This window comes from Streptomyces sp. URMC 129 (assembly GCF_051386415.1).
Taxonomy (GTDB): Bacteria; Actinomycetota; Actinomycetes; order Streptomycetales; family Streptomycetaceae; genus Streptomyces.
In genome coordinates this window covers 1-25,674 of record NZ_JBPQTQ010000089.1, presented here as the reverse complement: position 1 = coordinate 25,674, position 25,674 = coordinate 1, and the positions used below count along the sequence as shown (strand labels likewise).

Below are 25,674 nucleotides of genomic sequence, written 5' to 3'. Positions count from 1 at the left end.
GGCGGGACGGGGGTGTTCGACGGGGAAGCCGTCGTTGGCGTAGTCGCCGCGTGGTGCGGGCAGCAGACGGCGGACGAGTCTGTTCAGGCCGCGCATGGTTTCGTTTTCCTCCCCTGGGCGTGCGATGGCACCGGCCCCTCGTTCACCGGGCGTCCTCCCGCTCCGCCCGCCGGTCCGCGGCCGTCAGTGTGCGGGCCGCCTCGGCGATGGTGCAGGGGGTCAGCCGGTAGACGAAGGGCGCCACCTCGTAGAACTTCATGGCCTTGCCGTCCGGGGACAGTTCGAGCGTGCCGATGACGAGCCCGGCCGCCTCCAGACGCTGGAGGTGCATGTGCAGCAGGGGCCGGCTCATGCCGATCTGACGGGCGAGTCCGCTGACGTAGTTCCGCTCGGCGGCGAGTGCGGCGATGATCCGCATCCGGTGTGGATTGCCGAGGGCGGCAAGGACTTTCACCAGTTCGTCCCCGCTCATGGCGACCTTTCCGTTTCCGGGTGGTGCGGCTTCAGGCTGGCAGTGCGCCGGGTCACATGTCAATTCGGGCTGACACGTGTCCGGGTCCGCCTGACCGGATCCGGCCGGCCGTCAGGCGGTCCCGCGCTTCTTCCGCCGCCGGGCGGGGTTCCCGGACCGCTTCGCGGTCAGCCGGCGGTGGCGGGCAAGCGCGTCGTCGTAGTCCATGCGGCGCAGCTTCTCGCCGGGCGCCTCCACCAGCGTGCGCAGCGCGTACGCCAGCAGCACGCCGACGAAGCCCACCACCTTGATGCTGCGGAACGCCGACTCGTCCACCGTGCCGTCGGCGGGCCGGACGTAGCCGCCCCAGGTGCGCATGAAGGCCATGACCGTGCAGACGACGAATGCCAGGACGACGAGGCCGCGCAGCCACCCGGCCGTCCCGGAGTTCACCAGGCCGAGGTAGCCGAGCCACAGCACCAGCGCGCCCGCCGCCGTCAGCAGCACGGTGGCCGCCGCCAGTGCGGCGCGGCGGGCCGCGTAGCCGCCGGTGTGCCCGACCCACGAGGTGCCGTAGAACCGGATGGGGTCCGGCCGGGGTGCCTCGTCGGGGACGTCGGCGTGCGGGTTATGGGGGCTTTGCGGCTGCGAGGTGGACATGCGGTCGATTATGACGGGCACCTTCAGGTCGGCTTCCGGGGCCCGGCCCCGGTGCCCGGCGGCGCCATCCGGCCGCGTCGTACGCTGTTCCGGGCACACGGGCACTTCGGGGGGCGCCATGACGGAGCACCGCGGCGGCACGGCGGGCGGAAGCGCGCCGCCGGAGCGGCTGGGCGACTACGTGCTGGAGCGGCGGCTGGGCAGCGGCGGCATGGGCGTGGTCTACCTCGCCAGAACGGTGGCGGGGCGGCAGCTCGCGGTGAAGGTGATCCGCCGCGAGTACGCGGAGGACCCTGGCTTCCGCGACCGTTTCCGGCGCGAAGTGGCGGCGGCCCGGCGGGTGAGCGGCGCGTTCACCGCGCCCGTCGTCGACGCCGACCCCGAGGGCGATCCGCCGTGGCTGGCGACGCTGTACGTGCCGGGCGGCTCGCTCACCGACCGGATCGAGCGCGACGGCCCGCTGACCGCGCGCGAGGCGGCGCGCGTCGGCGCGCAGCTCGCCGAGGCGCTGCAGGACATCCACCGCTGCGGGCTGGTGCACCGGGATCTGAAGCCGGGGAACGTGCTGCTGGCCGAGGACGGCGTGCGCGTCATCGACTTCGGCATCTCGCGGGCGCTGAGCGACAGCCACCGGCTGACGGAGCTGGGCGCGGTGCTGGGGTCCCCGCCGTTCATGGCGCCGGAACAGCTCACCGGCGACGGCGAGGTGACGACGGCGGCGGACGTGTTCGCGCTGGGCGCGGTGGTGGCGTACGCGGTGACCGGGCACAGCCCGTTCGAGGCGGGCGGGATGCCGGGCGGCGATCCGCTGGCGGTGGCGTACCGGGTGGTGCACGAGGATCCGGACCTGGGCGACCTGCCGGACTCGCTGCGCGACCTGGTGTCGCTGTGCCTGGCGAAGGACCCCGGGCGGCGGCCGGAGGTGTCGGCGCTGCTGCGGATGGCGGAGTGGGCGGACACCCGGGCCCAGGCGGCCGTGGTCCGCGAGTCGCCCGTGTGGCGCGGCGGGCAGGCGGCGCGGCGCGGCGACGACACCCCGGCGACCCGCGCCACGCCGACGGCGCGGCGGCGGGGGCGCCTGGTGGCCGCCGCGGCGGCGCTGGCCGTGGCCGCGGCGGGGTTCGCGGGCTGGCTGGCCGGATCGTCCGAGACGGACTCCGGTGTGCAGGCGGCCCCCTCCACACCGGCCGCGGACGGCGGCGCGGACGGCGGGACCGCCGGGAGCGACGCCCCGGTCGAGCCGTGGGAGCTGGACCTCCAGGACATCGGCGTCCGGGACGCCGCCACCGAGGGATTCGTGTGCCAGCCGACGACCACGCACCTGCTGTGCTCGGCGGGCGGCTCGCTGACGGTGGTGCTGGACCGCGGCCAGGGCACGGAGCTGTGGCGGCACAGCGGCCCGCGCGACGCGGTCGGCGGCCCGGCCGCCTACACCACCGGCGACGTCGTCCTGTCGCGCTCGGACAAGGGCGTGGTGGTGTTCGACGAGAACGGCGGCGAGCTGTGGGAGATCGACGCCCCCGAGCTGACCGGTGACCTGCTGCGCATACGGGGCACGCTGATGCTGCAGAACGGCGACAGCACCCTGCGGTTCTACGCCGTGGACTCCCCGACGCAGGTGGGCGAGTGGTCGGCGCCCGGCCGCTACATCACCCGGACGGTGAGCAGCGGGGCGTACGCCCTGGTGGAGACGCGGGTGGAGGAGACGGGCGCCGACCCCGAGCTGATGCTGATCGACGCCGACGGCCGGGAGGCGTGGAACGGGCCGCGGCGCCCGCCCGAGGACGCCGTCGGGTATCTGGAGGCGGTCGGGATGGACGGCGAGGCGGCGTACTTCCAGGAGTTCGACCCCGACCTGCCGGTGATCACGGCCGTGCTGCGCCTGGACCTGACGGACGGCACGTGGACGCGGACCGAGCTGTCGCGCCCCGCCGACCCGCGCACGGTGGTGGCGGACGGCATCGTCTACGCCTCGGACACCGCGGGCACGGTCACGGCCGTGGACGCGGCGGCGGGCGAGGAGCTGTGGATCGCGGAGACCGGCATCGAGACGGCGTCGGCCCCCGCGGTCACGGACGGCCTGATGTACATGTCGGACGGCGAGGGCCGCCTGTACGAGGTGGACACGGCCGACGGCGAGGTCCTGCGCGCCGGGGAGCCCCACCCCGGCACCCCGGGCCCCGGCTCCGACGCCTGGGCCCCGGCCCCGGTGGTCGCGGACGGCGTGGCGTACGTGGTGACCCTGGGCAACACGCTGTACGGCACTCCCCTGGACGCCCTGCGCGCCCCCTGACCCGGGTCAGGACTCCAGCTTGGTGATGTCCCGCACCGCGCCCTTGTCGGCGCTCGTGGCCATCGCCGCGTACGCGCGCAGGGCCAGGGACACCTTGCGGTCGCGGGCCACCGGGGCGTACCGGCCGCCCAGGGCCTCGCGGCGGGCGGCCAGCTCCTCCTCCGGGACCAGCAGTTCGATCGACCGGCCGGGGATGTCGATGCGGATCCGATCGCCGTCGCGGACCAGCGCGATGGTGCCGCCGGCCGCCGCCTCCGGGGAGACGTGGCCGATGGACAGGCCGGAGGTGCCGCCGGAGAAGCGGCCGTCGGTGATGAGCGCGCACTTGGCGCCCAGGCCGCGGCCCTTCAGGAACGCCGTCGGGTAGAGCATCTCCTGCATGCCGGGGCCGCCGCGCGGGCCCTCGTAGCGGACGACGACCACGTCGCCCTCCGTGACGCGCTTGGTGAGGATCGCGTCGACGGCCTCCTCCTGGGACTCCACGACCACGGCCGGTCCCTCGAAGGTCCAGATCGACTCGTCCACGCCGGCCGTCTTCACGACGCAGCCGTCCGCCGCGAGGTTGCCGTACAGGACGGCCAGGCCGCCGTCCTTGGAGTACGCGTGCGCCACGTCGCGGACGCAGCCCTTCTCGGCGTCGGTGTCCAGCGACTCCCACCGCTCGGACTGGGAGAACGCGGTGGCCGACCGCACGCAGCCGGGCGCCGCGTGGAACATCTCGACCGCCTCCGGCGAGGGGGAGCCGCCGCGGATGTCCCACCGCTTGAGCCACTCGGCGAGCGAGTCGGCGTGGACGGTGTGCACGTCCTCGTTGAGCAGCCCGCCGCGCTGGAGCTCGCCCAGGATGGCGGGGATGCCGCCGGCCCGGTGGACGTCCTCCATGTGGTAGGCGCCGTTGGGGGCGACCTTGCAGACGCACGGCACGCGGCGCGAGACGGCGTCGATGTCGCTCATCGTGTAGTCGAGCCCCGCCTCCCGGGCGGCGGCCAGCAGGTGCAGCACCGTGTTGGTGGAGCCGCCCATGGCGACGTCCAGGGCCATCGCGTTCTCGAAGGCGGCGCGGCCGGCGACGGCGCGCGGCAGGACCGTGGCGTCGTCCTGGTCGTAGTAGCGCTGGGTGATCTCCACCACCGTGCGGCCCGCCGCCTCGTACAGCGCGCGGCGGGCGGTGTGGGTGGCGAGCACCGAGCCGTTGCCGGGGAGGCCCAGGCCCAGCGCCTCGACCAGGCAGTTCATCGAGTTGGCGGTGAACATGCCGGAACAGGAGCCGCAGGTCGGGCAGGCCGCCTCCTCGATGCGCAGCAGGTCCTCGTCCGACGTGGCGTCGGAGACGGCCTCGGACATCGCGTGGACCAGGTCGAGGTTGGAGCGGACCGTGCCGTCGACCAGGGTGGTCTTGCCGGCCTCCATCGGGCCGCCGGAGACGAAGACGGTCGGGATGTTCAGCCGCAGGGCGGCCATCAGCATGCCCGGGGTGATCTTGTCGCAGTTGGAGATGCAGATCAGGGCGTCGGCGCAGTGGGCCTCGACCATGTACTCCACGGAGTCCGCGATCAGGTCGCGGGACGGCAGCGAGTAGAGCATGCCGCCGTGGCCCATGGCGATGCCGTCGTCGACGGCGATGGTGTTGAACTCGCGGGGCACGCCGCCCGCCGCCGAGATCGCGTCGGAGACGATCCGGCCGACCGGCTGGAGGTGGGTGTGGCCGGGGACGAACTCGGTGAAGCTGTTGGCCACGGCGATGATCGGCTTGCCGAAGTCCTCACGCGCTACGCCGGCGGCGCGGAGGAGGGCGCGGGCGCCCGCCATGTTGCGGCCGTGGGTGACTGTGCGGGACCTCAGGGTCGCCATGGTCGTCGTCCTCTCCTGAAGGAGGCTGGGTACGTACTCCCCCACGAGGCTACGCCTCCCGCCCGGTGTCCGGACGCGGATACCGGGATCCGAGACGCCCGGGACGCCCGCCGGCACGGCCGGGCGGCGGCTACGTCCCGCGGGCCGGGGCGGGATCGGCCGGGTGCGGCGCGAGGAGCGGCAGCGGCCTGGCCCCGGCGGGGAGCACCGCGGTCCGGACGGCCAGGCGCTGTTCGCACAGGTCCGCGAGGCGGTCGTAGCCCTCCTTGCCCATCAGCTCGATCAACTCCGGCCGGTAGGTGACGTACAGCGGCTCGCCCGCGCCGTGCGCGGCGGGCGCGCCGGTGCACCACCAGTGCAGGTCGTGGCCGCCGGAGCCCCAGCCGCGCCGGTCGTACTCGCCGATCGACACGTACAGGAGCTGCTCGCCGTCCGGCTGCTCCACCCACTCGTACGTGCGGCGGACCGGGAGCTGCCAGCAGACGTCGGGCTTGGTCTCCAGCGGCTCGCGGCCCTCGCGGAGAGCGAGGGTGTGCAGCGAGCAGCCCTGGCCGCCGGGGAAGCCGGGCCGGTTGAGGAAGATACAGGCACCCTCGTGGCGGCGGGTGCGCCGTTCGCCCTCGTCGTCCAGCTCGACCCAGCCGCCGTCGCCGGTGCCCTCGGCGTGGAACTGCCAGGTCTCGGGCGTCAGCCGGGCCGCGTGCCCGGCGACGCGGCGCTCGTCGTCCTCGTCGGAGAAGTGCGCGCCGAGGGTGCAGCAGCCGTCGTCGGCGCGGCCGGCCTCGATGCCCTGGCAGCCGCGGGCGAAGACGCACTGCCAGCGGGAGGTGAGCCAGGTGAGGTCGCAGCGGAACACCTGCTCGGCGTCGGCGGGGTCGGGGAACTCGACCCACGCGCGCGGGTGGTCGAGCGCCACCTCGTCGCCGGCCGCCCTGCGCCGCGCGCCGTCGAGCTGCTCGACGACCGGGACCCCCTTGGCCGTCTTGGCTGTTCTGCCCGGCTTCGCCCTCTTCGTCTTCGCCACACCGCCAGGGTAGAGGGCGGGGTAGCGTTGACGTCCATGAGGCTCGGTGTTCTCGACGTGGGTTCCAACACGGTCCACCTGCTGGTCGTGGACGCGCACTCCGGTGCGCGCCCCCTGCCCGCGTACTCGCACAAGGCGGAGTTGCGGCTCGCGGAGCTGCTCGACGCGGACGGCGCGATCGGCGCGGAGGGCGTGGAGCGGCTGGTGGCCACGGTGCGGGAGGCGCTGGAGGTCGCGGAGGACCAAGGGGTCGCGGATCTCCTGCCGTTCGCCACGTCGGCGGTGCGGGACGCGACGAACGCGGACGCCGTGCTGGGCCGGGTGGCCGAGGAGACCGGGGTGGAACTCCAGGTGCTCTCGGGGCACGAGGAGGCGCGGCTGACGTTCCTGGCGGCACGGCGGTGGCTGGGCTGGTCCGCGGGGCGGCTGTTGATGTTCGACATCGGCGGCGGCTCGCTGGAGATCGCGCTCGGCGTGGACGAGGCGCCGGACGTGGCGGCCTCGCTCCCCCTGGGCGCGGGCCGTCTCACGGCGGCCCGGCTGCCCGGCGACCCGCCGTCGTCGGCGGACGTGCGGGCGGTGCGGCGGTACATCCGCTCGGAAATCGCCGGAGTGGTCGGGGACTTCGCCCGCTTCGGGACGCCGGACCGGGTGGTGGCGACGTCGAAGACGTTCAAGCAGCTCGCGCGCATGGCCGGTGCCGCCCGCACGGCCGACGGCCTGTACGTGCGGCGCGAGTTGAGCCGCGAGGATCTGCGCACGTGGGGCCAGAAGCTGGCGGAGCTGCCGCTGCGGGAGCGCCGCGACCTCCCCGGCGTCTCCGAGGGCCGCGCCCACCAGCTCCTGGCCGGTGCCCTGGTGGCGGAGGCGGCCATGGACCTCTTCGGCGTGGAGGTCCTGGAGATCTGCCCGTGGGCCCTGCGCGAGGGCGTGATCCTGCGGAACCTGGACCACATGCGCTCCTCCTGACCGCCTCCCCCGGGGCCCCGGGCCCGGGTCATGCCGTGCGGCGGCGGAGGGTTGCCGCGCCGAGGGCCAGGACACCGAGGGCCACGGCCGTGACCACGACCACGTCGCGGACGAAGTCGCCGGTGAGGTCCCCGTGGTGGAGGACCTCGGTCATGCCGTCCACCGCGTACGACATGGGCAGCACGTTGGACGCGTACTCCAGCACCGGCTGCATGGCGTCGCGCGGCACGAAGAGCCCGCACAGCAGCAGTTGCGGGAAGATCACCGCCGGCATGAACTGCACGGCCTGGAACTCCGAGGCCGCGAACGCCGAGACGAACAGGCCGAGCGCCGTGCCCAGCAGCGCGTCGAGCAGGGCCACGAGCAGCAGCAGCCACGGCGAGCCCGCGATGTCCAGGTCGAGGAACCACAGCGCCACGCCCGTCGCCAGCCCCGCCTGGGCGACCGCGAAGACGCCGAAGGCCAGCGCGTAGCCGGCGATCAGGTCGCCGCGCCCGAGCGGCATCGTCATCAGCCGCTCCAGCGTGCCGGAGGTGCGTTCCCGCAGCGTGGCGATCGACGTGACCAGGAACATCGTCACCATCGGGAAGATGCCCAGCAGCGAGGAGCCGATGAAGTCGAACGAGCCGCGGTCCGCGTCGTAGACGTAGTACAGCAGCACCAGCAGTAACACGGGCACCAGCAGCAACAGGGCGACGGTGCGCGGGTCGTGGCCGAGCTGCCGGAGCACGCGGCGCGCGGTGGCGAACGTCCGGGTCGCGTTCATCGGGTCACCTTCCCCGTGTCGGTCTCGGTGTCGGTCTCCGCGTCGGTCTCGGTGTCGGTCTCGATCAGGCGCAGGAACGCCTCCTCCACCGACTCCGCGCCCGTCCGTTCCCGCAGCTCGTCCGGGGTGCCCTCGGCGAGGATCCGGCCGGTCCGCATCAGCAGCAGCCGGTCGCAGCGGTCGGCCTCGTCCATCACGTGCGAGGAGACCAGCAGCGTCGTGCCGCGCTCGGCGGCGAGGCGGTGGAACAGCCCCCACAGGCCGCGCCGCAGGACCGGGTCGAGGCCGACGGTCGGCTCGTCCAGCACCAGCAGCTCCGGTGTGCCGAGCAGCGCGACGGCGAGCGAGACGCGGGAGCGCTGGCCGCCGGAGAGGTTGGCGGTCAGGGCGTCGGCGCGGGCGGTCAGGTCCACGTCGGCGAGCGCGGCGTCGACGGCGGACCGCCGCTCGCCGCGCGGGACGCCGAGGACGGCCGCGTAGTAGTCGAGGTTCTGCCGGATCGTCAGGTCCAGGTAGACCGACGGCTCCTGGGTGACGTAGCCGAGCCGGTGCCGCAGCACCGGGCTGCCCGCCGGGCGGCCGAGCGCCTCCAGCGAGCCGGTCACCTTCGCCTGGGCGCCGACGATCGCCCGCATCAGCGTGCTCTTGCCGCAACCGGACGGCCCGAGCAGGCCCGTGACGCTGCCGCGTCGCACCGTGAAGTCCAGGTCCTTGAGGACGTCGGTCCCGCCGCGGGCCACCCGCAGCCCGCGGGCCACCACGGCGGTGTCCGGCGCACCGCCCGCCCCAGCTTTATTAACCATACGTTTAATATCCTCTCACAGGTCGCCCCCGGTCAAGCGGGGGCACGTAGGCTTGGCGCCGTGGCACATCAGGTACGCGTCCCGGACGCCAAGGTCGCCTTGTCGACCGCATCCGTGTACCCGGAGAACACCGCGGCAGCCTTCGAGATAGCCGGTTCCCTCGGGTACGACGGGGTCGAGGTCATGGTGTGGACCGACCCGGTGAGCCAGGACCTCGACGCCCTGCGCCGCCTGTCCGACGAGCACGGTGTCCCGATCCTCGCCCTCCACTCGCCGTGCCTGCTGATCACCCAGCGCGTGTGGGGCACCAACCCCTGGCGCAAGCTGCTCCGGACCCGCGACGCCGCCCAGCGGCTGGGCGCGACCACCGTCGTCGTGCACCCGCCGTTCCGCTGGCAGCGCGGCTACGCCCGCGACTTCGTCCGCGGCATCCAGCGCCTCGGGAACGAGACGGACATCAGGTTCGCCGTGGAGAACATGTACCCCTGGCGCTACCGGGACCGCGAGATGCTCGCCTACGCGCCCGGCTGGGACCCCACCCACGAGGACTTCCCGCACTTCACGATCGACCTCTCGCACACCGCGACCTCGCGCAGCGACGCCCTGGCGATGGTGTCCCGGATGGGCGACCGGCTCGGCCATGTGCACATCGCGGACGGCCGCGGGTCCGGCAAGGACGAGCACCTGGTCCCCGGGCGCGGCAGCCAGCCCTGCGCCGCCCTGCTGGAACAGCTCGCCGTCACCGGCTTCGACGGGCACGTGGTGGTCGAGGTCAACACCCGCCGCGCCGTGTCCGCCGCCGCCCGCCGGGCCGATCTCGCGGAGGCGCTGGCGTTCACCCGGCTCCACCTGGCCGCGGCGGCGCCGAGCCGGACCGGGGACGCGCCGTGACGGCGGCGCCCGCCGAGGGCCACCGGGACCACGCGGACCCGCCGCCACCCCGGCGGCGCGGCCGGCCCTCGCGCGCGGACGCGGCCGAGGGCGCGCCCGGCGCCCGGGAGCTGATCCTGGACTCGGCGCGCACCGAGTTCTCCGAACGCGGCTACGACAAGGCGTCGATCCGCGGCATCGCCCGCGGCGCGGGGGTGAATCCGGCCCTGGTGCACCACTACTTCGGCACCAAGGAGCAGATGTTCGCCGCCGCCGTCGCCGCCGCGGCGGCCCCCGCCACCGAGGGCCTGCCCGCCGCCGACCACTGCCGGACCGAGGAACTGGGCGAACGGCTCACCCGCGTGTTCTTCGGGGTCTGGGAGAACCCGACGACCCGCCGCCCGCTGCTGGCCGTCGTCCGCTCGGCCGTCAGCAACGAGACCGCCGCCGCCATCTTCCGCACCTTCGTCGCCCGCCAGTTGCTCGGCCGCGTCACCGACAGCCTCGACGCCCCCGACGCCGAGCTGCGCACGGAGCTGGCCGCGACGCAGCTCATCGGCGTCGCGTTCCTGCGGTACGTCTTCCGGGCCGAGCCGATCGCCGGGGCCGACGAGGAGGAGCTGATCCGCCGCGTCGCCCCCGTCGTCCAGCACCACCTGACGGGAGCAGTGCCACCCCCGGCACCGCCCGCGACGTAGGGGCCCAGCGGGTCCGGGCGTCTAGACCGCGCCCGGCTCGACGCCCGGGTCGGGCGCGCCGGTGGGCGGGGGGTCGGTCGGCTCCGGCTCGGCGGGCGGTGGCCCGGACGGCTCGGGGGCGGCCGGGCCCTCGCCCTCGACGGTGATCACGGCGGCGGCCGGGTCGATCGTGATCCGGCCCTGCCAGGGGCCGGACGGCTCGCGCGCGTGGTCCACGGTGATCTGGATCACGGCCGTCTCGCCGGGCCGCAGGGTGCCGGAGGTCTGGTTCAGCGACAGCCAGTCCGCGTCCGTGGCGGCCGTCCAGCGGACCGCCGAGTCGCCCGAGGCGGTGAGCGTCACGCGGGTGCCCGTCTCCGTCGGCACCGCGTCCACCACGAGCCGGCCCGGCGCGGTCTGGTCGGCGCCGCCGGAGTCCCGGCCGCCCTCGTCCCCGCCGCCCTCCGCGTCCTCCTCGCGTCCGGCGCCGGAGGCGTCACCGGGGCTCTCCTCGCCCCGCCGGTCCGCGTCCCCCTCGCCTTCCTCCTCCTCGGCGTCCCCGCGGCCGGTGCCGCTGTCCGCCCCCGCGCCGCCCGGCTCGGCGCGGCCCGCGTGCTCGTACGGGTGCTCCTGGGTGACGTCCGCCCGGTACTCGCTGTCCTCGGCCGCCGCCGCGGCCGGGTCGTCCCGGCCGACCGCCTCCCCGATGACCGGCGCCGCCCGGTACGCCGCCCAGAGGGCGAGCACCGGCGCGGCCAGCGCCGCGGCCACCACGGTGGTGGTCACGGCCCGGCCCCGCAGCCGCTCCCGGCGGGCGGCGCGGTCCCGGTCCGCGAACGGGAAACCGGCCCGGTCGTAGCGCGGCGCGTGCTGGGCGCGGGCGCGGCGGACGGCGAGCGCCGCCGCGTGCACGGCCGCGCGCGGCGCGGGCAGCACCGCCAGCCGCGACGCCCCGGCGGCCCCGGCGCCGCCCGCCCCGGCCATGGCCCGCTGGGCGATCAGCCGGCACGACGGGCACTCGGCCACGTGCCGCAGCAGCTCGCGGCGCAGCCCCGGGCCGAGCAGCAGGTTCGGGTCGTCGCCGGAGAGCGCGGCGGCGGCCGGGCAGCTCGCGGCGGTCACGGCGGCGAGCGCGGCGCGGGTGCGCTCGACCTCGCGGGCGCCGGCGGTCAGCAGCGTCCGCGTGGCCTGCTCCGGCAGCCGCAGCACGCGGGCCACCTCGCGCGGCGCGAGCTGGTGCCGCACCGCCAGCTCCAGCGCCTCCCGCTGCCCGGGGGTGGTGCCCGCCGCCTCCGGCCAGCCCAGCGCGGCCAGCTCGCGGCGGCGGCGGTCGGCGTCCTCGCCAGCGGCGCGCGGCACGGCCCGCCCGGCCGCGCGTCCGTCGCCCGTGCCGAGGCGGCGCAGGCAGGACCAGCGGGCCAGCGCGTAGAGCCAGGAGCGCAGCAGCGCCGGGTCGGCGGGGTGCCGGCCGCGCTCCTGCCGCCGCTCGGCCTGCGCCAGGGCCTCGCCGAGCGCGGCGGTGGCCGCGTCGTGCTCGCACATGAGGGACAGGCAGTACGTGAACAGGCCGTCCAGATGGGCGTCGTCCCAGGCCGCCGCGGCACCGTCGCGGGACGGACGCGTGGTGTCCGAGCCGCGCGGGGCGCGGGCGGCGTGGGAGGGGCGTTCGCGGCAACCGGTCATCACTCGGTGACGTTAGGCGTCCGCCGGGCGCATGCCCGGGCCGCCGCCGCGAGGTTCCTCCTATCGGGTGACGCGAGGGGTTCGGGAGCGGGCCTGCGCTGTCAGTGGCGGGCGGTAGCGTTCCGGGCATGGCGCGTAAAACTGACCGTCCGGCGTACCGGTGCAGCGAGTGCGGCTGGTCGACGGCGAAGTGGCTGGGCCGCTGTCCGGAGTGCCAGGCGTGGGGCACCGTGGAGGAGGTCGGCGGCGTGCCCGCGGTGCGCACGGTGCCGGCCGCGCGGGTGGCGTCGCCCGCGCTGCCGATCGGGCAGGTGAACGGTCTGGAGGCGGTCGCGCGCGGCACGGGGGTGCCGGAGCTGGACCGGGTGCTGGGCGGCGGGCTGGTGCCGGGCGCGGTGGTGCTGCTGGCCGGGGAGCCGGGGGTGGGGAAGTCGACGCTGCTGCTGGACGTGGCGGCCAAGGCGGCGTCGGAGACGCACCGGACGCTGTATGTGACGGGCGAGGAGTCGGCCGGTCAGGTGCGGATGCGGGCGGACCGGATCGGCGCCATCCACGACCACCTGTATCTGGCGGCGGAGACGGACCTGGGCTCGGTGCTGGGGCAGCTGGACGCGGTGAAGCCGTCGCTGCTGGTCCTGGACTCGGTGCAGACGGTCGCCTCGGCCGAGGTGGACGGCGCGCCGGGCGGGGTGGCACAGGTGCGGGAGGTGGCCGGGGCGCTGATCAGGGCGTCCAAGGAGCGCGGGATGTCCACGCTGCTGGTCGGGCACGTCACGAAGGACGGCGCGATCGCGGGGCCGCGGCTGCTGGAGCACCTGGTGGACGTGGTGCTGCACTTCGAGGGCGACCGGCACGCCCGGCTGCGCCTGGTGCGCGGCGTGAAGAACCGGTACGGCGCGACGGACGAGGTGGGCTGCTTCGAGCTGCACGACGAGGGCATCACGTCGCTGGCCGACCCCTCGGGCCTGTTCCTGACCCGGCGTGACGAGCCCGTGCCGGGGACGTGCCTGACGGTGACGCTGGAGGGGCGCCGGCCGCTGGTGGCCGAGGTGCAGTCGCTGACGGTGGCCAGCCAGATCCCGTCGCCCCGGCGCACGACGTCCGGTCTGGAGACGTCGCGGGTGTCGATGATGCTGGCCGTGCTGGAGCAGCGCGGCCAGATAACGGCCCTGGGGAAGAACGACATCTACACCGCGACGGTGGGCGGCGTGCGGCTGTCGGAGCCGGCGGCGGACCTGGCCGTGGCGCTGGCGCTGGCCAGCGCGGCGAGCGACACCCCCCTGCCGAAGAACCTGGTGGCGATCGGCGAGGTCGGCCTCGCGGGGGAGGTCCGCCGGGTGACGGGCGTGCAGCGGCGGCTGGCGGAGGCGGCGCGGCTCGGCTTCACGCAGGCGCTGGTGCCCGCCGACGCGGGCGAGGCGCCGCCGGGGATGCGGGTGCGGGAGGTGGCGGACATCGGGGAGGCGCTGCGGGTCCTGCCCGGTCGTGCCCCGGAGTCAACCGGGCGGGCGGAGGTGCGCCGGTAGACTCGTGTGCGCACAGCGCGGAATCGTCCCCCGGAGGATTGCATGGCAGCCAGCGACCGGCCGGCGAGTCCGGGCAGGGCGGGGGGCGGCCCCGGAGGTGAGGGCCTGCTGCGGGCCACGCTGAGCGCGGTCGCCCCGGGCACGCAGCTGCGGGACGGCCTGGAGCGGATCCTGCGGGGGAACACGGGCGGGCTCATCGTCCTGGGCGTGGACCGCACGGTGGAGTCGCTGTGCACGGGTGGCTTCGTGCTGGACGTGGAGTTCACGGCGACGCGGCTGCGGGAGCTGTGCAAGCTGGACGGCGCGGTGATCGTGGACCGGGACATCTCCCGGATCGTGCGGGCCGGGGTGCAGCTCGTGCCCGACCCCAGCATCCCGACCGAGGAGACCGGCACCCGGCACCGCACGGCGCAGCGGGTGTCGATCCAGACCGGCTTCCCCGTGGTGTCGGTCAGCCAGTCGATGCGGCTGGTCGCGCTGTACGTGGACGGCCAGCGGCGGGTGCTGGAGGACTCGGGCGCGATCCTGTCCCGCGCGAATCAGGCGCTGGCGACCCTGGAGCGGTACAAGCTGCGGCTGGACGAGGTGACGGGCACGCTCTCCGCGCTGGAGATCGAGGATCTGGTCACGGTCCGGGACGTGGCGGCGGTGGCGCAGCGCCTGGAGATGGTGCGGCGGATCGCCGCCGAGATCGCCGAGTACGTGGTGGAGCTGGGCACGGACGGGCGGCTGCTGTCGCTGCAGCTCGACGAGCTGATCGCGGGCGTGGAGCCGGAGCGGCAGCTCGTCGTGCGGGACTACCTGCCGGACACGGGCGCCGGGGGCAAGCGGTCCCGCAAGGTCGGCACGGCGCTCGCGGAGCTGGACGGGCTGGGCCACGCGGACCTGATCGAGCTGCCGCAGGTGGCGCGCTCCCTCGGGTACAGCACCTCCCCCGAGGCGCTGGACACGGCCGTCTCGCCGCGCGGCTTCCGGCTGCTGGCGAAGGTGCCGCGCCTGCCGGGCCTGGTCATCGACCGGCTGGTGGACCACTTCGGCGGGCTGCAGAAGCTGCTGGCCGCCAGCGTGGACGACCTCCAGGCGGTGGACGGCGTGGGCGAGACGCGGGCCCGCTCGGTGCGCGAGGGCCTGTCGCGGCTGGCCGAGTCCTCGATCCTCGAACGGTACGTGTAGCCGGTCCGCGGCCCGGCCGCTCAGTCCTGGTCGAGGCGGAACGACGTGGCCACCACCGGGTAGCCGGACAGCGTGGCCTCCGCCAGGTAGGTGCCGGGCTCTGCCTCCGCGCCGGTGTCGCCGCAGTCGTCGGTGCTGTGCCGGCGGTCCCACGTCACGGGGTGCGTCACCGAGCCGCCGGCCGGGACGACCTCCGGGTCGGAGGCGGCGCCCTCGGGGCAGTGCTCGGAGGTCCAGATCCGCTCGTCGGCGGCGTCCGCGAGGGTGAGCGTCAGGGCGTCGTGGCCGAAGTCGACCCGGCAGGCGCTGTCGGAGGAGTTCTGCACGGTGAGCCGCAGCTCGGGCTGCTCACCGGGCGGGTAGGCGTTGGCGTCGGGCCGCAGCGAGAGCGTCACGTCCGACCGCTCGCACACCGGCACCGCGTCCGGGTCGAGGCCGCCGCCGTCACCGTCCCCCGCGTCGCCGGCCGCCGCGTCGTCGTCCTCCTGCTCGCCGCCGTCCCCGGTCGGCTTGCCGCCGTCCGTCTGTCCGCCGTCACCGGCCTGGCCGTCGCCGCCTTCGCCGCCCTCGTCGTCCGAGGGCTGCTCCTCCCGGCCGCCGGGCCGTTCGTCGATCAGGGACTCCGAGGGCGTGGGGCCCGGCGTGATGGACTCGGCCGGACCGCCCGCGCCGTCGTCGTGCCCGGCCGGGTCCTCGTCCCCGCCGCCTCCCGAGCGCAGCGCCCAGAAGACCAGCACCACGACCAGCCCGATCAGCAGCATCACGACGGCCCGGCGCCGCCAGTAGATGGACGAGGGCAGCGGCCCGACCGGAGTGCGCAGAGATCCCACGCGGAAACCTTACGAGACTTCGCACACCCCCGAATGCCGTACCCTCCGCTTCCCAGGGCACCGTTGTGTATCGACCTCGCCTCACCACGCGTCAACACGCGCGGAGGGCGGGCCGCTTTGTGCCGTGCCCCCGCCGTGCCAGGATCGCCCTTGCCATGACTGCGACGACATCGACGACACCGACGACGACAGTGACAGCCACGGCGGCGGCGCCGGCCACGGGTGCCACGGACCCGGACGCCGGTGCCCTCGCCCACACCGCCCTGCACGCCCCGGTCATCGAGTGGTTCGACCAGCACGCCCGCGACCTGCCCTGGCGCCGCCCCGAGGCGGGCGCCTGGGGGGTCATGGTCAGCGAGTTCATGCTCCAGCAGACGCCGGTCAGCCGCGTGCTGCCGGTCTACGAGGAGTGGCTGCGCCGCTGGCCGCGCCCCGCGGACCTGGCCGCCGAGCCGCCCGGCGAGGCGGTCCGCGCCTGGGGCCGCCTCGGCTACCCGCGCCGGGCGCTGCGCCTGCACAGCGCCGCCGCCGCCATAGCGGAACGGCACGGCGGCGAGGTCCCGACGGACCATCACCAGCTCCTGGCGCTGCCCGGCGTGGGCGAGTACACGGCGGCGGCGGTCGCGTCGTTCGCCTACGGGCAGCGGCACGCGGTGCTGGACACCAACGTGCGCCGCGTGTTCGCCCGCGCGGTCACCGGCACCGAGTACCCGCCGAACGCGACGACCGCCGCCGAGCGCAAGCTGGCCCGCATGCTGCTGCCCGAGGAGGCGGCGACGGCGGCCCGCTGGGCGGCGGCCACGATGGAGCTGGGCGCCCTGCTGTGCACGGCCCGCGGCCCCGAGTGCGCGCGCTGCCCGATCGCGGAGCAGTGCGCCTGGCGCCGCGCCGGCTCCCCCGCCCACGCGGGACCGCCCCGGCGCGGCCAGACCTACGCCGGTACGGACCGTCAAGTGCGCGGCAAGCTGCTCGCCGTGCTGCGGGAGGCCGTCGCCCCGGTGCCGCGCGCCGTCCTGGACCGGGTGTGGCACGACCCGGAGCAGCGGGCCCGCGCCCTGAACGGCCTGGTCGGAGACGGTCTGGCGGAGCGCCTCCCGGACGGCAGGTACCGGCTGCCGGGCGCGGACTGACGCGGCGGACGGCGGGGGGCGCGCCGGCCGCCCGCCGGGCCGCGTCGGGCCGGGTGGCCGCCCCGTGCGTCAGGGGTGCGTCAGGGGCGGCAGCATGGCCCGCGCGTCGGCGCCGTGCCCGAGCCACAGCCCGATCGCGAACGCGGCGGTGGCCTCCAGCAGCCCCGCCCGTTCCAGCCCGCCGCCGGGCAGCGGCACGCAGCCGAGGTCGGTGACCAGGGCCCGGACGGTGTCCAGCGCGCCGGGGTCGTCGCCGCACAGCGGCACCGCGAGCGGGGCCCCGTCGAACACCGGCGGGGTCATCCGCCACACGTCCGCGTGGCAGACATTGAACGCCTTGACCACGTGTGCGCCGGGCGCGGCGGCGGCGATCCGTTCCGCCATGGGCGCGGAGGACGCGAGGGTGAAGCTCTCCCACACCACGGCGTTGACGCAGTCGATCAGGGTCCGTCCGCGCAGCGCCCCCTCACCGGCCCCGGCGGCGGCCAGCACGTCGGACACGCCGTCGTGGCGGATGGCGAGCAGCACGGCGTCCTCTCCGAACGCGACCGCCTCCGCGAACGTCCCGGCCCGCGCGCCGGAGCCGATGCGGGCGGCCAGCGCCCCGGCCCGGTCCGTGTCGCGCCCGCTGACCATGACCTGGTGCCCGGCCCGTGCCCACTGGGTGCCCAGCGCGTCGGCCATGGCGCCCGCGCCGAGTATGCCGATCCTCATCCGACCGTCCTCTCCCTGGATTCCTTTGGGTGCGGCAAGGACGACCGTAGAGAATCCGATGGACACCGTGCGGTCGGCGTCGGCAGGGGTGACGGCGCGGGAGGCGGGGCGGGGATGGCGGAGTTCGGGGCGGACTGCCGGGCGCGGCCGGCGTTCGGCCTGATGGCCGACACGGGGAACCCGGTGGTGATCCGGACACTGCGCGGAGGCCCGTACCGTCCGGGCGACCCGCGGCGGCGCATCGGCGGCGTCAGCGCCAAGGTGCTGCACGAGACGCTGCCCAGGCTGGGGTACCACGGCCTGGTGACCCACCGCCGGTACCGCGAGGCGCGCCGCCCCGCGTGGAGTACGAGCTGACGGAGCCGGGCCGCACGCTGCTGCCCGCGATCGAGACGATCGGCGACGGGGCGTTCCGGCACGCCGACGAGGTGCCGGCCGCGCAGGAGCGGTGGGGTTGGGCGATCGCGCCGGAGACCGCCGTCACCCGGCGAGGCGCGGTGACGGCCTCACGGCAGCCAGGCCCCGGCCGCCGCCGCGCGGGCGGCGTACGCCTCGAAGGCGGCGGGCTCGCGGCCGAGCACGCGCCGCACGCCGTCGGCCGGTCCCACCGTGACGCCGGCCCGGTGCGCGGCGAACAGGGCGTTGAGCGCGTCGGCGGCCTCCGCCGGCACGCCCTGGGCGAGCAGTTCGGCGCGGTACTCCTCGGGGGTCAGCTCGGCGTACGCGATGGCGCGGCCCGCCGCCCGCGCGATGGTCTCGGTCGCGGCCCGGAAGGTGAGGCCGCGCGGCCCGGACAGGTCGTAGACCTGGCCCGCGTGCCGGGTGCCGTCCTCGGTCAGCAGGGCGGCTGCCACCTCGGCCACGTCCTCGACGTCGACGAACGGCTCGGGCACGTCCCCGATCGGCAGCGCGAGCCGCCCGGCGCGGAGCGGCGCGTGCCACAGGTCCTCGTCGAAGTTCTGGTCGAAGTTGTTCGGCCGGATCACGGTCCACTCGACGCCGGAGGCGCGGACGGCCCGCTCCGCCGCCGCCATGCCGTGCCCGAAGCCGAACTCCTCGACGGCCCGGTCGAGGCCGCGTCCGGACAGCGCGACGAAACGGGTGACCCCGGCGGCCACGGCCTCCTGCACGAAGTCCCCGACCGGCGCGGGGTCGTCGGGTGCCACGAGGTACACGGCCCGCGCCCCGGCGAGCGCGGCCGGCCACGTCGCGCGGTCACCCCAGTCGAACCGCGTCTCGCCCGAGCGGGACGCGGCCCGCGCCCGGCGGCCCGCGCCCCGCAGCCGCCGCACCACCCGGCGCCCGGTCTTGCCGGTCGCGCCCAGGACCAGGACGTCCCCGGCGGCCTTCCCACCGCTCTGTTCCCTGCTTGTCTCACTGCTCTGCTCGGTCATGCCCCCAGCCTCCGCCGGCCGGGCCCGCCGGGCCATGGCCGGCCGTCCGCGCCGCATGCGCGTCCGTACGGTGGGGGCATGGACCCTTTCGACGATCTGCTGCGCGGCGTGCGCGCCGAGGGCGCCCTCCTCGGCCGCTCGGAGCTGGCCCCGCCCGTCCCCCGGCGCTTCGGGGAGGGCGCCTCGATGACGCTGTGCGTGCCGCTGCGCGGGACGGGCACGGTCGCGGGGCGGCCCGTGCGGCTGGGGGACGCGGCGATCGTGCGCGGCCCCGAACCGTTCGAGGCGGCGGGCGACATGACGCTGATGATCGGCGCCTACCGGGTGCGGGGCGAGGTGCCGGGCCGCCTGCTGCGGGTGCTGCCGCCGGTGCTCGTGGTGCCGGACGACCACGACTGCGCGTCGATGCGCGACTATCTGGAACACCAGCTCGCCGGGGGACGTCCGGGGCGGCAGATCGTGCTGGACCGGCTGCTCGACTGGCTTCTGGTGTGCACGCTGCGGGACTGGTTCGACCGGGAGGAGGCCGAACCCCCGGCGTGGTACCGGGCGTTGGGCGACGACGTGGTGGGGCCCGCGCTGCGCGCGATGCACGCGGCGCCAGAGCGGCCGTGGTCGCTGGCGTCGCTGGCGGCGGAGGCGGGGGTGTCGCGCACGACGCTGGCCAAGCGGTTCCCGGAGCTGGTGGGCGAGTCGCCGCTGGCGTATCTGACGGGCTGGCGCATGGCGCTGGCGGCGGATCTGCTGGCCGACGGGGGCGCGACGGTCGCGGCGGTGGCGCGCCGGGTCGGGTACGCGGACCCGTTCGGCTTCAGCGCGGCGTTCAAGCGGGTGCGGGGCGTGAGCCCGAGCGCGTACCGCGCGACGCGCGAGACGGCGTCGGTGAGCGGGTGACTCCGGTGCGCCGCACGGTGCTTCCCGGCCCGGTCACGGTGCGGGGCGCTCGCGCCTCACAACTGGAACCACACCATCTTCCCCGGCCCGGGCGCGTGGTGGCAGATGTCCCACTTGCGCGCACAGCGCGCCAGGAGCAGGAGCCCGCGGCCGTGTTCGCGGTCGTCGGACGGGGAGCGGTCCGGGACGTCCGGTTCGCCGGGGGCGCGGTCGTAGACGTTGACCTGGAGGTCGCCCTCCGGTGACCAGCAGGCGTGGACGTCGACCGGGGGCGGGGTCGGGCAGTTCCGGGAGGCCCTGATCGCGTTGCTCACCACCTCCGACGTCAACAGCACGGCGATGTCGATGAGTTCGTCGTTGCCCGGGACGGTCGTGCTCAGTGCCGTGCGCATGGCGTCGCGGGCGTTGCGCACCCACACGGGGTGGGCCGGGAAGCGCAGGGCGAAGTCGGCGGTCCCGGACCGCACGGGGACAAGGCACATGCCATGCTCCTCAGTTACTCAACCGTCAACCTCCCCCTACGAGTTTCATCTCTTGCCCGAACCAACCCGCCTTGCCCGCTTCCTGGCCAAAATTCTTACCGAGGAGTGAACTTCCGCTTCGACACGCGTCGGACCGAACAGCACCGGCCCGCCACGCGTGTGAGGACACCGTGCGGACGATCAATACTTCCACACCCATGCTTCATATCCAATCCTCCGTGGACGATGGATAGTTGAGCGTAGAATCAGCCATATGGATGTCCTGGCAGATGCCCTGGCCGTGATGCGTGTCGGCACGTCCACCTCGGCCAGGACCGAGGCGCGCGCGCCGTGGGGCCTGCGGTTCCCGGCCGTCGAGGGGGCCTCGTTCCACGTCGTCCTCCAGGGCACCTGCTGGCTGATACCGAAGGGCGCGGGCCGCGCGCCGCTGCCGCTGACGTCGGGCGACATCGTGTTCCTGCGCGACGGCTCCGCGCACGGGCTGGCCGACGACCCGGCCACACCACTGACCGTCGTCGCGCCGAGCCGCCAGGACCCGTCCTCCCCGATCGGGCAGGTCCGCGTCGACGGTCCCGGCGCGCGGACCATGCTGCTGTGCGGCACCTACCGGCTCGGCAACGCCCGGCCGCATCCGCTGCTCTGCGAGCTGCCCGACATCGTGCACCTCCCGGCCCGGCCGGGACGGCACGGCGAGTTGCACGCGATGACCGGGCTGCTCGGCGCCGAGCTGGACGAGCGGCGGCCCGGCCGGGACGGCGTGGTGCCCGCGCTGGTGGACGCGATGCTGCTGTACATCCTGCGCGCGTGGGTGGACGACCGCTCGGCCGAGGAGGCGCGGCGGCGGACGGAGGCGGGCCGCGGGCCCGCCGGGTGGGCCGTGGCGCTCACCGATCCGGCGATCGGGCGCGCGCTGGAGGGCATCCACGCCGACCCCGCCCGCCCGTGGACGGTGGAGGAGCTGGGCACGCGCGGCGGGCTGTCCCGGTCGGTGTTCGCCCAGCGCTTCACCTCGGTGGTGGGCGCCTCGCCGCTCGCCTATCTGACGTGGTGGCGGATGACGATCGCCGGGCGGCTGCTGCGCGAGTCGGACGCGCCGCTCAGCGCGGTGGCCCAGCGCGTCGGGTACTCCTCGGAGTTCGCCTTCGCCAAGGCGTTCAAGCGCGAATACGGCCTGGCGCCCGGCCGGTACCGGCGCGGCGCCACCCGCTGAGGCGACGACACACGCGCCCGTCCGGCGCGATACGCCCCGTTTCCTCCCTGCCATGCCGGACGATCGACACGGGCCGGCGGCCCGCGCCGCGCCCACGTCGGTCACGAGCAGGAGGTATGCGGTGACGGAACACCCGGCGGCACGTCCGGACCACGCCGACTATCCGGGGCACCCGGTGCTCGGCTATGTGGTGTGGGCGGTGCTCTTCGGCGCGCTGTTCGCCTGGGAGGGCATCGGCCTGGTCCGGTCGGGCGACCGGTTCCCGACGCTCAGCGACGCGCTCGGCGCGGTCATGCGCTACCCGGCCGGCCGGTGGGCCCTGTTCGCGCTGTGGCTGTGGTTCGGCTGGCACACGTTCATCCGGGGCTGGCACTTCCTGCTGCGGGACGCGCACTGACGACGAGGGGTCCGCGGTGCTCTCGATCCCGATGATCGTCGCGATCATGCTGGTCAGCTACCTCCTGGTGATGGGGTTCCTCGCCCTCGGGCTGCGGCTGCTGCCCCGCGCCCGGCCGGCCCCGCGCGGTGCGGCGCGGCGGGGCTGGCCGGGACTGATCCGCCAGGTGGCGGGCACGGCCCTCGGCGGCTATGTGCTGCTGATGGCCGTGGTGGTGGGCTACTACTACGGGGTCGCCCGGGTGAGCGGCCGGTTCCTGATGAGCGCCTGCACCGGGTCCGCGACGCTCATCGGGCTGACGCTGCCCCTGTATCTCGCCGTCTCCTGGCTGGTCGAACGCCGCCGGGCGTCCCGCCGGTGACCCCGGGCCGGCCGGTCAGCCGGTCAGCCCGGCCGCGCGGCTCTCCACCGGCTCCCGGTACCGCGGCAGGTGCGGCGCCAGGGCGCGCAGCAGCACGGCCACGGCCTCCCGCTCCCGGCCCGTGTCCGTGAGCGCCAGGGCCAGGAACGCGTCCACCGCGCCGTCCAGCTCGTCCGAGCCGGCGGCCCGCTCCCGGCGCAGCAGCGCGACGCTCTCCTCGGCCCGCCCCAGGTTCCGCAGGGTGCTGGCGAGCTGGATCACGGCCTGCCGCCGCAGGTCCCCGGTCAGCCCGGCGGCCAGCGCGCGCCGGTACAGCACGGCGGCCTCCGCCTCCCGGTCCGTGGCGTCGTGCGCCGAGGCCAGCTCGAACAGCCCCACCGGATCCCCCACGGGCAGCTCGGCGACGAGCCGCCGCATCGCGTCGCGGAACTCCGCCGGGTCGCCGTACGTGTCGAAGGCGGCCCACAGCCGCCCGGCCCGCCCGCGCCAGCCGTTCACACCCGCTCCCTGACGTGACAGTCGGCCAGATGGTCGTTGACCAGTCCGCACGCCTGCATCAGGGCATAGGCGGTGGTCGGCCCGACGAAACGGAAGCCGCGCTTCTTCAGCGTCGCGGACAGCGCCCGCGACTCGGGCGTCGCCGCCGGTATGTCCCCGGGGCCGCGCGGCACCGGCCTGTCCCCGGCGTCCGGCGCGAAGGACCAGATCAGGTCGGTCAGCTCCCCGTCCGCCCACGCGGCGGCCACCTGGGCGTTGCCGATGGCGGCCTCGATCTTCGACCGGTTCCGGATGATGCCCGGGTCCCCCAGCAGCCGCGTCACGTCCTCCTCGGTGAACGCCGCCACCTCGGCGATGACGAACCCGTCGAACGCGGCCCGGAAGCCCTCCCTGCGGCGCAGGATCGTCAGCCAGGAGAGCCCCGACTGGAACGCCTCCAGGCACAGCCGCTCGAACAGCGCGTCGTCCCCCCGGACCGGTCGCCCCCACTCCGTGTCGTGGTACTCCCGGTAGTCCTCCGGGGCCACCCCCCACGGGCAGCGCGGCAGTCCATCGGCCCCGGCAACGGCCAGCGTCGTCTCCATGCCCGCAGTCTGCCCCAGGGGTCTGACAGCCGGCCCCGCCCCGGGGCCATGGCCTTACGGCACCTCGCGCAGGTAGAGGGCGCCGCAGGTGTGACAGGCGGGCTCGGCCGCGGCGAACCACTCCGCTTCCGGAAGCGTGCGCGCGTCGGGCCGCAGCTCCCGCCCGCACATCGCGACGGACTCCTCGCCCCGGACCATGTGCCAGGTCTTCACCGCGCCCGGGTCCGCGCTCTCCGCGTCCTCGTGCTCGGCGCGCATCAGATGCCGCATGGCGACGACCTTTCGTCCTGGAAGTCCGGCTGCTCCTCCCCTCCCATCCTCGGCCCGCCCGGCGCACACCGCACCCCGTTCCGCCGGGGGTTCTGGTCTGTCTAGACTGGACAGATACCGGGCAGGACATCGGAGAGGAGGTGGGCGCCATGCACTGGCAGGTACAGGAAGCGAAACAGCGCTTCAGCGAGGTGCTCCGGCAGGCGACGACGGGAGAGCCGCAGCTCGTCACCCGGCACGGCGAGGAGGTCGCCGTGATCCTCGACATCAAGGAGTACCACCGCCTGCGCGGCGAGCGCCTCGACCTGCGGGACTTCCTGCTGGAAGGGCCCGACGACGAGCTGGCGGCCGAGCTGGAGGCCACCGTGGCCGCCCGCGATCTGCCGCGCGACGTGGACTTCGGAGAGGACTGACCGAGCGATGTATCTGCTCGACACGAACGTGGTGTCCGAGCTGCGCAAGCGCCACCCCGACCCGCACGTCGCCGCGTGGATCCACGGGGTCCCCGACCGTTCCGTCTACCTCAGCGCGCTGATCATCGGCGAGATCCGCAAGGGCATCGAGAACATCCGGCACCGGGACGGCGCCCGGGCCCGGCGGCTGGACGCGTGGCTGGACGACCTCGGGCAGCGCTACGCGGACCGCGTCCTGCCGGTCACCGCCGACATCGCCGACGCGTGGGGCCGCCTCAGCGCCCCCCACCCGGTGCCCGCCATAGACGGCCTCCTGGCAGCCACGGCCCTGGTCCACGACCTGACGCTGGTGACGCGGAACGTGAAGGACGTCCGCGGCACGGGAGTCCGCGTCCGGAACCCGTTCCGGCCCGCCTGAACCGGGTCGGGCGCCCGCGCGGCCGACCTTTCTGCCATGGAACCCACGGGGGCGGGCTGAACCCGTGCCCGGCGCGGTCGATTTCGCGCACCGCACCTTTCAGGACTGCCTGGGCGCCCGCGAGATCGTGGAATGGCAGCACTTTCCCGCGCTGGTCGAAAAGGCGCACGAGGACCAGTGGGAGAACGTGGTCCGGATGGCCGTCGCCCACGCCCAGCCTCTCCAGCGCGGCGAACTCCTGACCGCCCTCGTCGAACGCGGCGACCGTGACACCGAACACCGCGTCCGGCTCCACCTTCTCGCCGCCGCCTGCCTGGAATACGCCCCTCGGCTCGGCCCGGAAATCCGTGCCGAGGCGGTGCGCCGGGCCGACCGCCACCTGCCGCCCCGCCTGCGGGACGAGGCCGTCACGCTCGGCCGGATCGGCTCCGTGGCCCTGGAATTGCTGCCCGGTCCGGAGGAACTCACCGACGCCGAGGCGCGGGAAGTGGTCTTCACGGCCACCCGCGTCGGCACGGAAGCCGCCCTGCCGGAACCGCGCGCCTTTCGCGGGCATTCCTCGACCGCCGTGCGCCATCTGCTCACGGTGAACCGGAATCGGTTCGACACCGACCGCTCACTCGGCGAGATCGTCTCCCATCTCCCGCGCGCCGACGCCGACCTCGCTTTCCCGGCCACCACCCGCGAAGAACTCGCCCGTCCGGGCACACTGACCGATCTCGCGCGGATGGACCCGCGCGGCGACCTCACAGCGGAGGAGATCCTCGCCGCGCTTTCCGACCGCCCGCTCACCGGACTTGCCCTCGGGATTGCCCGACGATCAGCGACCTCGGCTTCGTGCGCCAATGGCCAGGACTCCGCGTACTCCTGCTGGACGAGTGCGAGAACGTCACCGATCTGTCCCCCCTCGCGGGAACATCCGTGCGGGCGCTGCATCTCTCCAGCACAACAGAACAGTGGCGACCGGACAGATTGCCGGCACTCGGCGCGCTGGAAGCCCTCAACGTGGCATCCGCGCGCGGCGCGCCCCGTCCCGGATCTCACCGGCCCCGGGGCATGGCCCGGTCCACGCGACCTCGCTGTGCACCAACTCGCCCACCGGCCGTTCAGGCAGGAGGAATGGCGGGCGATCGCCGGAATGCCGCACCTGAGTTCCCAGATCGTCCAGGAACCGGAGCTCGCGCATCTCGTGGCGGCCGAGGTGGAATAACCCACCGTGGAATGGCCGCTGCTGTTCGGCCGGCCGGCCCCCGACACGACGTCCCCGGCCTTCCGGGCGCTCGGCCCGGGATTTCCCCGCCTCCGCGCCCTCGTGTTCGACCGCGACCGTGCG

At 75.0% G+C, this 25,674-nt stretch carries 29 protein-coding genes; 15 read left to right on the top strand and 14 right to left on the bottom strand.

Going from position 1 to position 25,674, the window contains the following annotated elements:
• Nucleotides 1-142 precede the first annotated feature (142 nt).
• Both ACSNOC_RS18710 and ACSNOC_RS18705 read right to left on the bottom strand, forming a co-directional pair.
• Nucleotides 143-472: an ArsR/SmtB family transcription factor gene (locus tag ACSNOC_RS18710; protein ID WP_436748631.1), complete on the bottom strand. Its 330-nt coding sequence runs from the start codon at nucleotides 470-472 to the stop codon at nucleotides 143-145.
• A gap of 111 nt (nucleotides 473-583) precedes the next feature.
• Complete coding sequence (locus ACSNOC_RS18705) at nucleotides 584-1,111, bottom strand: hypothetical protein (protein ID WP_436748630.1); 528 nt, start codon at nucleotides 1,109-1,111, stop codon at nucleotides 584-586.
• 118 nt (nucleotides 1,112-1,229) lie between these two features.
• Here ACSNOC_RS18705 and ACSNOC_RS18700 point away from each other — a divergent pair, with 118 nt between their 5' ends.
• Nucleotides 1,230-3,404 carry a protein kinase domain-containing protein gene (locus ACSNOC_RS18700; RefSeq protein ID WP_436748629.1) on the top strand — a complete coding sequence of 725 codons (2,175 nt, stop codon included), beginning with the start codon at nucleotides 1,230-1,232 and terminating at the stop codon, nucleotides 3,402-3,404.
• A gap of 6 nt (nucleotides 3,405-3,410) precedes the next feature.
• On the opposite strand, the gene ilvD is transcribed toward ACSNOC_RS18700, so the two are convergent.
• Nucleotides 3,411-5,255 (bottom strand): dihydroxy-acid dehydratase, encoded by a 1,845-nt coding sequence (gene ilvD / locus ACSNOC_RS18695; protein ID WP_436748628.1) that lies wholly within the window; start codon nucleotides 5,253-5,255, stop codon nucleotides 3,411-3,413.
• 130 nt (nucleotides 5,256-5,385) lie between these two features.
• Nucleotides 5,386-6,279, bottom strand: coding sequence for a hypothetical protein (locus ACSNOC_RS18690; RefSeq protein WP_436748627.1), 894 nt, complete (start codon nucleotides 6,277-6,279; stop codon nucleotides 5,386-5,388).
• A gap of 36 nt (nucleotides 6,280-6,315) precedes the next feature.
• Here ACSNOC_RS18690 and ACSNOC_RS18685 point away from each other — a divergent pair, with 36 nt between their 5' ends.
• Entirely contained in the window at nucleotides 6,316-7,248 is a 933-nt protein-coding gene (locus ACSNOC_RS18685) for a Ppx/GppA phosphatase family protein (protein WP_436748626.1), read from the top strand.
• A 28-nt stretch (nucleotides 7,249-7,276) separates the two neighbouring features.
• Here the strand turns inward: ACSNOC_RS18685 and ACSNOC_RS18680 are convergent, their stop codons facing one another.
• Together ACSNOC_RS18680 and ACSNOC_RS18675 are read right to left on the bottom strand one after the other, a co-directional pair.
• Nucleotides 7,277-8,014 (bottom strand): ABC transporter permease, encoded by a 738-nt coding sequence (locus ACSNOC_RS18680; RefSeq protein ID WP_436748625.1) that lies wholly within the window; start codon nucleotides 8,012-8,014, stop codon nucleotides 7,277-7,279.
• Entirely contained in the window at nucleotides 8,011-8,817 is an 807-nt protein-coding gene (locus ACSNOC_RS18675) for an ABC transporter ATP-binding protein (RefSeq protein ID WP_436748624.1), read from the bottom strand. The genes ACSNOC_RS18680 and ACSNOC_RS18675 overlap by 4 nt, the downstream gene beginning before the upstream one ends.
• 60 nt (nucleotides 8,818-8,877) lie before the next feature.
• Here ACSNOC_RS18675 and ACSNOC_RS18670 point away from each other — a divergent pair, with 60 nt between their 5' ends.
• Both ACSNOC_RS18670 and ACSNOC_RS18665 read left to right on the top strand, forming a co-directional pair.
• Nucleotides 8,878-9,708 carry a sugar phosphate isomerase/epimerase family protein gene (locus tag ACSNOC_RS18670; RefSeq protein WP_436748623.1) on the top strand — a complete coding sequence of 277 codons (831 nt, stop codon included), beginning with the start codon at nucleotides 8,878-8,880 and terminating at the stop codon, nucleotides 9,706-9,708.
• Nucleotides 9,705-10,385 carry a TetR family transcriptional regulator gene (locus ACSNOC_RS18665; RefSeq protein WP_436748622.1) on the top strand — a complete coding sequence of 227 codons (681 nt, stop codon included), beginning with the start codon at nucleotides 9,705-9,707 and terminating at the stop codon, nucleotides 10,383-10,385. The genes ACSNOC_RS18670 and ACSNOC_RS18665 overlap by 4 nt, the downstream gene beginning before the upstream one ends.
• A gap of 21 nt (nucleotides 10,386-10,406) precedes the next feature.
• On the opposite strand, the gene ACSNOC_RS18660 is transcribed toward ACSNOC_RS18665, so the two are convergent.
• Nucleotides 10,407-12,047, bottom strand: coding sequence for a BACON domain-containing protein (locus tag ACSNOC_RS18660; protein ID WP_436748621.1), 1,641 nt, complete (start codon nucleotides 12,045-12,047; stop codon nucleotides 10,407-10,409).
• 128 nt (nucleotides 12,048-12,175) lie between these two features.
• Between ACSNOC_RS18660 and radA the strand changes: the two genes are divergently transcribed.
• Together radA and disA are read left to right on the top strand one after the other, a co-directional pair.
• The gene (gene radA / locus ACSNOC_RS18655) at nucleotides 12,176-13,573 is read left to right on the top strand and encodes a DNA repair protein RadA (protein ID WP_436748620.1); all 1,398 of its coding nucleotides are present in this window, start codon (nucleotides 12,176-12,178) and stop codon (nucleotides 13,571-13,573) included.
• Nucleotides 13,574-13,615: 42 nt separating this feature from the next.
• The gene (gene disA / locus ACSNOC_RS18650; protein WP_436748619.1) at nucleotides 13,616-14,746 is read left to right on the top strand and encodes a DNA integrity scanning diadenylate cyclase DisA; all 1,131 of its coding nucleotides are present in this window, start codon (nucleotides 13,616-13,618) and stop codon (nucleotides 14,744-14,746) included.
• A 20-nt stretch (nucleotides 14,747-14,766) separates the two neighbouring features.
• Here the strand turns inward: disA and ACSNOC_RS18645 are convergent, their stop codons facing one another.
• A complete protein-coding gene (locus ACSNOC_RS18645) occupies nucleotides 14,767-15,576 on the bottom strand; it encodes a hypothetical protein (RefSeq protein ID WP_436748618.1) in 810 nt (269 codons plus the stop codon).
• 155 nt (nucleotides 15,577-15,731) lie between these two features.
• On the opposite strand from ACSNOC_RS18645, the gene ACSNOC_RS18640 reads away from it, so the two are divergent.
• Complete coding sequence (locus ACSNOC_RS18640; RefSeq protein WP_436748617.1) at nucleotides 15,732-16,706, top strand: A/G-specific adenine glycosylase; 975 nt, start codon at nucleotides 15,732-15,734, stop codon at nucleotides 16,704-16,706.
• Nucleotides 16,707-16,775: 69 nt separating this feature from the next.
• On the opposite strand, the gene ACSNOC_RS18635 is transcribed toward ACSNOC_RS18640, so the two are convergent.
• Nucleotides 16,776-17,420 carry an NADPH-dependent F420 reductase gene (locus ACSNOC_RS18635; protein WP_436748616.1) on the bottom strand — a complete coding sequence of 215 codons (645 nt, stop codon included), beginning with the start codon at nucleotides 17,418-17,420 and terminating at the stop codon, nucleotides 16,776-16,778.
• A gap of 114 nt (nucleotides 17,421-17,534) precedes the next feature.
• On the opposite strand from ACSNOC_RS18635, the gene ACSNOC_RS18630 reads away from it, so the two are divergent.
• Nucleotides 17,535-17,777, top strand: a complete 243-nt coding sequence (locus ACSNOC_RS18630; RefSeq protein ID WP_436748615.1) for a winged helix-turn-helix transcriptional regulator — start codon at nucleotides 17,535-17,537, stop codon at nucleotides 17,775-17,777.
• A gap of 149 nt (nucleotides 17,778-17,926) precedes the next feature.
• On the opposite strand, the gene ACSNOC_RS18625 is transcribed toward ACSNOC_RS18630, so the two are convergent.
• Nucleotides 17,927-18,814, bottom strand: a complete 888-nt coding sequence (locus ACSNOC_RS18625; RefSeq protein WP_436748614.1) for an NAD(P)H-binding protein — start codon at nucleotides 18,812-18,814, stop codon at nucleotides 17,927-17,929.
• A gap of 78 nt (nucleotides 18,815-18,892) precedes the next feature.
• Here ACSNOC_RS18625 and ACSNOC_RS18620 point away from each other — a divergent pair, with 78 nt between their 5' ends.
• A complete protein-coding gene (locus ACSNOC_RS18620) occupies nucleotides 18,893-19,708 on the top strand; it encodes an AraC family transcriptional regulator (RefSeq protein ID WP_436748613.1) in 816 nt (271 codons plus the stop codon).
• Between the two features lie 56 nt (nucleotides 19,709-19,764).
• Here the strand turns inward: ACSNOC_RS18620 and ACSNOC_RS18615 are convergent, their stop codons facing one another.
• Nucleotides 19,765-20,190 (bottom strand): ATP-binding protein, encoded by a 426-nt coding sequence (locus ACSNOC_RS18615; protein ID WP_436748612.1) that lies wholly within the window; start codon nucleotides 20,188-20,190, stop codon nucleotides 19,765-19,767.
• Between the two features lie 253 nt (nucleotides 20,191-20,443).
• Here ACSNOC_RS18615 and ACSNOC_RS18610 point away from each other — a divergent pair, with 253 nt between their 5' ends.
• From ACSNOC_RS18610 to ACSNOC_RS18600, 3 genes are all read left to right on the top strand, one after another.
• Nucleotides 20,444-21,400, top strand: coding sequence for an AraC family transcriptional regulator (locus tag ACSNOC_RS18610; protein WP_436748611.1), 957 nt, complete (start codon nucleotides 20,444-20,446; stop codon nucleotides 21,398-21,400).
• Between the two features lie 121 nt (nucleotides 21,401-21,521).
• On the top strand, nucleotides 21,522-21,797 hold the full coding sequence (locus tag ACSNOC_RS18605; RefSeq protein ID WP_436748610.1) for a DUF6186 family protein: 276 nt from the start codon (nucleotides 21,522-21,524) through the stop codon (nucleotides 21,795-21,797).
• Between the two features lie 16 nt (nucleotides 21,798-21,813).
• On the top strand, nucleotides 21,814-22,158 hold the full coding sequence (locus ACSNOC_RS18600) for a DUF6256 family protein (RefSeq protein ID WP_436748609.1): 345 nt from the start codon (nucleotides 21,814-21,816) through the stop codon (nucleotides 22,156-22,158).
• A 15-nt stretch (nucleotides 22,159-22,173) separates the two neighbouring features.
• Here ACSNOC_RS18600 and ACSNOC_RS18595 read toward each other — a convergent pair whose 3' ends face one another.
• From ACSNOC_RS18595 to ACSNOC_RS18585, 3 genes are read right to left on the bottom strand one after another with little or no spacing between them, the layout of a single operon-like run.
• Nucleotides 22,174-22,656 (bottom strand): tetratricopeptide repeat protein, encoded by a 483-nt coding sequence (locus ACSNOC_RS18595; protein ID WP_436748608.1) that lies wholly within the window; start codon nucleotides 22,654-22,656, stop codon nucleotides 22,174-22,176.
• The gene (locus tag ACSNOC_RS18590) at nucleotides 22,653-23,240 is read right to left on the bottom strand and encodes a DNA-3-methyladenine glycosylase I (protein ID WP_436748607.1); all 588 of its coding nucleotides are present in this window, start codon (nucleotides 23,238-23,240) and stop codon (nucleotides 22,653-22,655) included. The genes ACSNOC_RS18595 and ACSNOC_RS18590 overlap by 4 nt, the downstream gene beginning before the upstream one ends.
• A 54-nt stretch (nucleotides 23,241-23,294) precedes the next feature.
• On the bottom strand, nucleotides 23,295-23,510 hold the full coding sequence (locus tag ACSNOC_RS18585; protein WP_436748606.1) for a hypothetical protein: 216 nt from the start codon (nucleotides 23,508-23,510) through the stop codon (nucleotides 23,295-23,297).
• 149 nt (nucleotides 23,511-23,659) lie between these two features.
• Between ACSNOC_RS18585 and ACSNOC_RS18580 the strand changes: the two genes are divergently transcribed.
• From ACSNOC_RS18580 to ACSNOC_RS18570, 3 genes are all read left to right on the top strand, one after another.
• Nucleotides 23,660-23,923, top strand: a complete 264-nt coding sequence (locus ACSNOC_RS18580; RefSeq protein ID WP_436748605.1) for a type II toxin-antitoxin system Phd/YefM family antitoxin — start codon at nucleotides 23,660-23,662, stop codon at nucleotides 23,921-23,923.
• 7 nt (nucleotides 23,924-23,930) lie between these two features.
• Entirely contained in the window at nucleotides 23,931-24,341 is a 411-nt protein-coding gene (locus ACSNOC_RS18575) for a type II toxin-antitoxin system VapC family toxin (RefSeq protein ID WP_436748604.1), read from the top strand.
• A 64-nt stretch (nucleotides 24,342-24,405) separates the two neighbouring features.
• The gene (locus tag ACSNOC_RS18570; protein ID WP_436748603.1) at nucleotides 24,406-25,551 is read left to right on the top strand and encodes a hypothetical protein; all 1,146 of its coding nucleotides are present in this window, start codon (nucleotides 24,406-24,408) and stop codon (nucleotides 25,549-25,551) included.
• Nucleotides 25,552-25,674: the final 123 nt, after the last annotated feature.

Coding starts and splice junctions, on each gene's coding strand:
- ACSNOC_RS18590 (WP_436748607.1), bottom strand. CDS start 23,240: ATGGAGACGACGCTGGCCGTTGCCGGGGCCGATGGACTGCCGCGCTGC.
- ACSNOC_RS18580 (WP_436748605.1), top strand. CDS start 23,660: ATGCACTGGCAGGTACAGGAAGCGAAACAGCGCTTCAGCGAGGTGCTC.
- ACSNOC_RS18615 (WP_436748612.1), bottom strand. CDS start 20,190: ATGTGCCTTGTCCCCGTGCGGTCCGGGACCGCCGACTTCGCCCTGCGC.
- ACSNOC_RS18680 (WP_436748625.1), bottom strand. CDS start 8,014: ATGAACGCGACCCGGACGTTCGCCACCGCGCGCCGCGTGCTCCGGCAG.
- ACSNOC_RS18610 (WP_436748611.1), top strand. CDS start 20,444: ATGGATGTCCTGGCAGATGCCCTGGCCGTGATGCGTGTCGGCACGTCC.
- ACSNOC_RS18620 (WP_436748613.1), top strand. CDS start 18,893: ATGGACCCTTTCGACGATCTGCTGCGCGGCGTGCGCGCCGAGGGCGCC.
- ACSNOC_RS18710 (WP_436748631.1), bottom strand. CDS start 472: ATGAGCGGGGACGAACTGGTGAAAGTCCTTGCCGCCCTCGGCAATCCA.
- ACSNOC_RS18625 (WP_436748614.1), bottom strand. CDS start 18,814: ATGACCGAGCAGAGCAGTGAGACAAGCAGGGAACAGAGCGGTGGGAAG.
- ACSNOC_RS18585 (WP_436748606.1), bottom strand. CDS start 23,510: ATGCGGCATCTGATGCGCGCCGAGCACGAGGACGCGGAGAGCGCGGAC.
- disA (WP_436748619.1), top strand. CDS start 13,616: ATGGCAGCCAGCGACCGGCCGGCGAGTCCGGGCAGGGCGGGGGGCGGC.
- ACSNOC_RS18705 (WP_436748630.1), bottom strand. CDS start 1,111: ATGTCCACCTCGCAGCCGCAAAGCCCCCATAACCCGCACGCCGACGTC.
- ACSNOC_RS18630 (WP_436748615.1), top strand. CDS start 17,535: ATGGCGGAGTTCGGGGCGGACTGCCGGGCGCGGCCGGCGTTCGGCCTG.
- ACSNOC_RS18700 (WP_436748629.1), top strand. CDS start 1,230: ATGACGGAGCACCGCGGCGGCACGGCGGGCGGAAGCGCGCCGCCGGAG.
- ACSNOC_RS18660 (WP_436748621.1), bottom strand. CDS start 12,047: ATGACCGGTTGCCGCGAACGCCCCTCCCACGCCGCCCGCGCCCCGCGC.
- ACSNOC_RS18685 (WP_436748626.1), top strand. CDS start 6,316: ATGAGGCTCGGTGTTCTCGACGTGGGTTCCAACACGGTCCACCTGCTG.
- ACSNOC_RS18575 (WP_436748604.1), top strand. CDS start 23,931: ATGTATCTGCTCGACACGAACGTGGTGTCCGAGCTGCGCAAGCGCCAC.
- radA (WP_436748620.1), top strand. CDS start 12,176: ATGGCGCGTAAAACTGACCGTCCGGCGTACCGGTGCAGCGAGTGCGGC.
- ACSNOC_RS18640 (WP_436748617.1), top strand. CDS start 15,732: ATGACTGCGACGACATCGACGACACCGACGACGACAGTGACAGCCACG.
- ilvD (WP_436748628.1), bottom strand. CDS start 5,255: ATGGCGACCCTGAGGTCCCGCACAGTCACCCACGGCCGCAACATGGCG.
- ACSNOC_RS18675 (WP_436748624.1), bottom strand. CDS start 8,817: ATGGTTAATAAAGCTGGGGCGGGCGGTGCGCCGGACACCGCCGTGGTG.
- ACSNOC_RS18635 (WP_436748616.1), bottom strand. CDS start 17,420: ATGAGGATCGGCATACTCGGCGCGGGCGCCATGGCCGACGCGCTGGGC.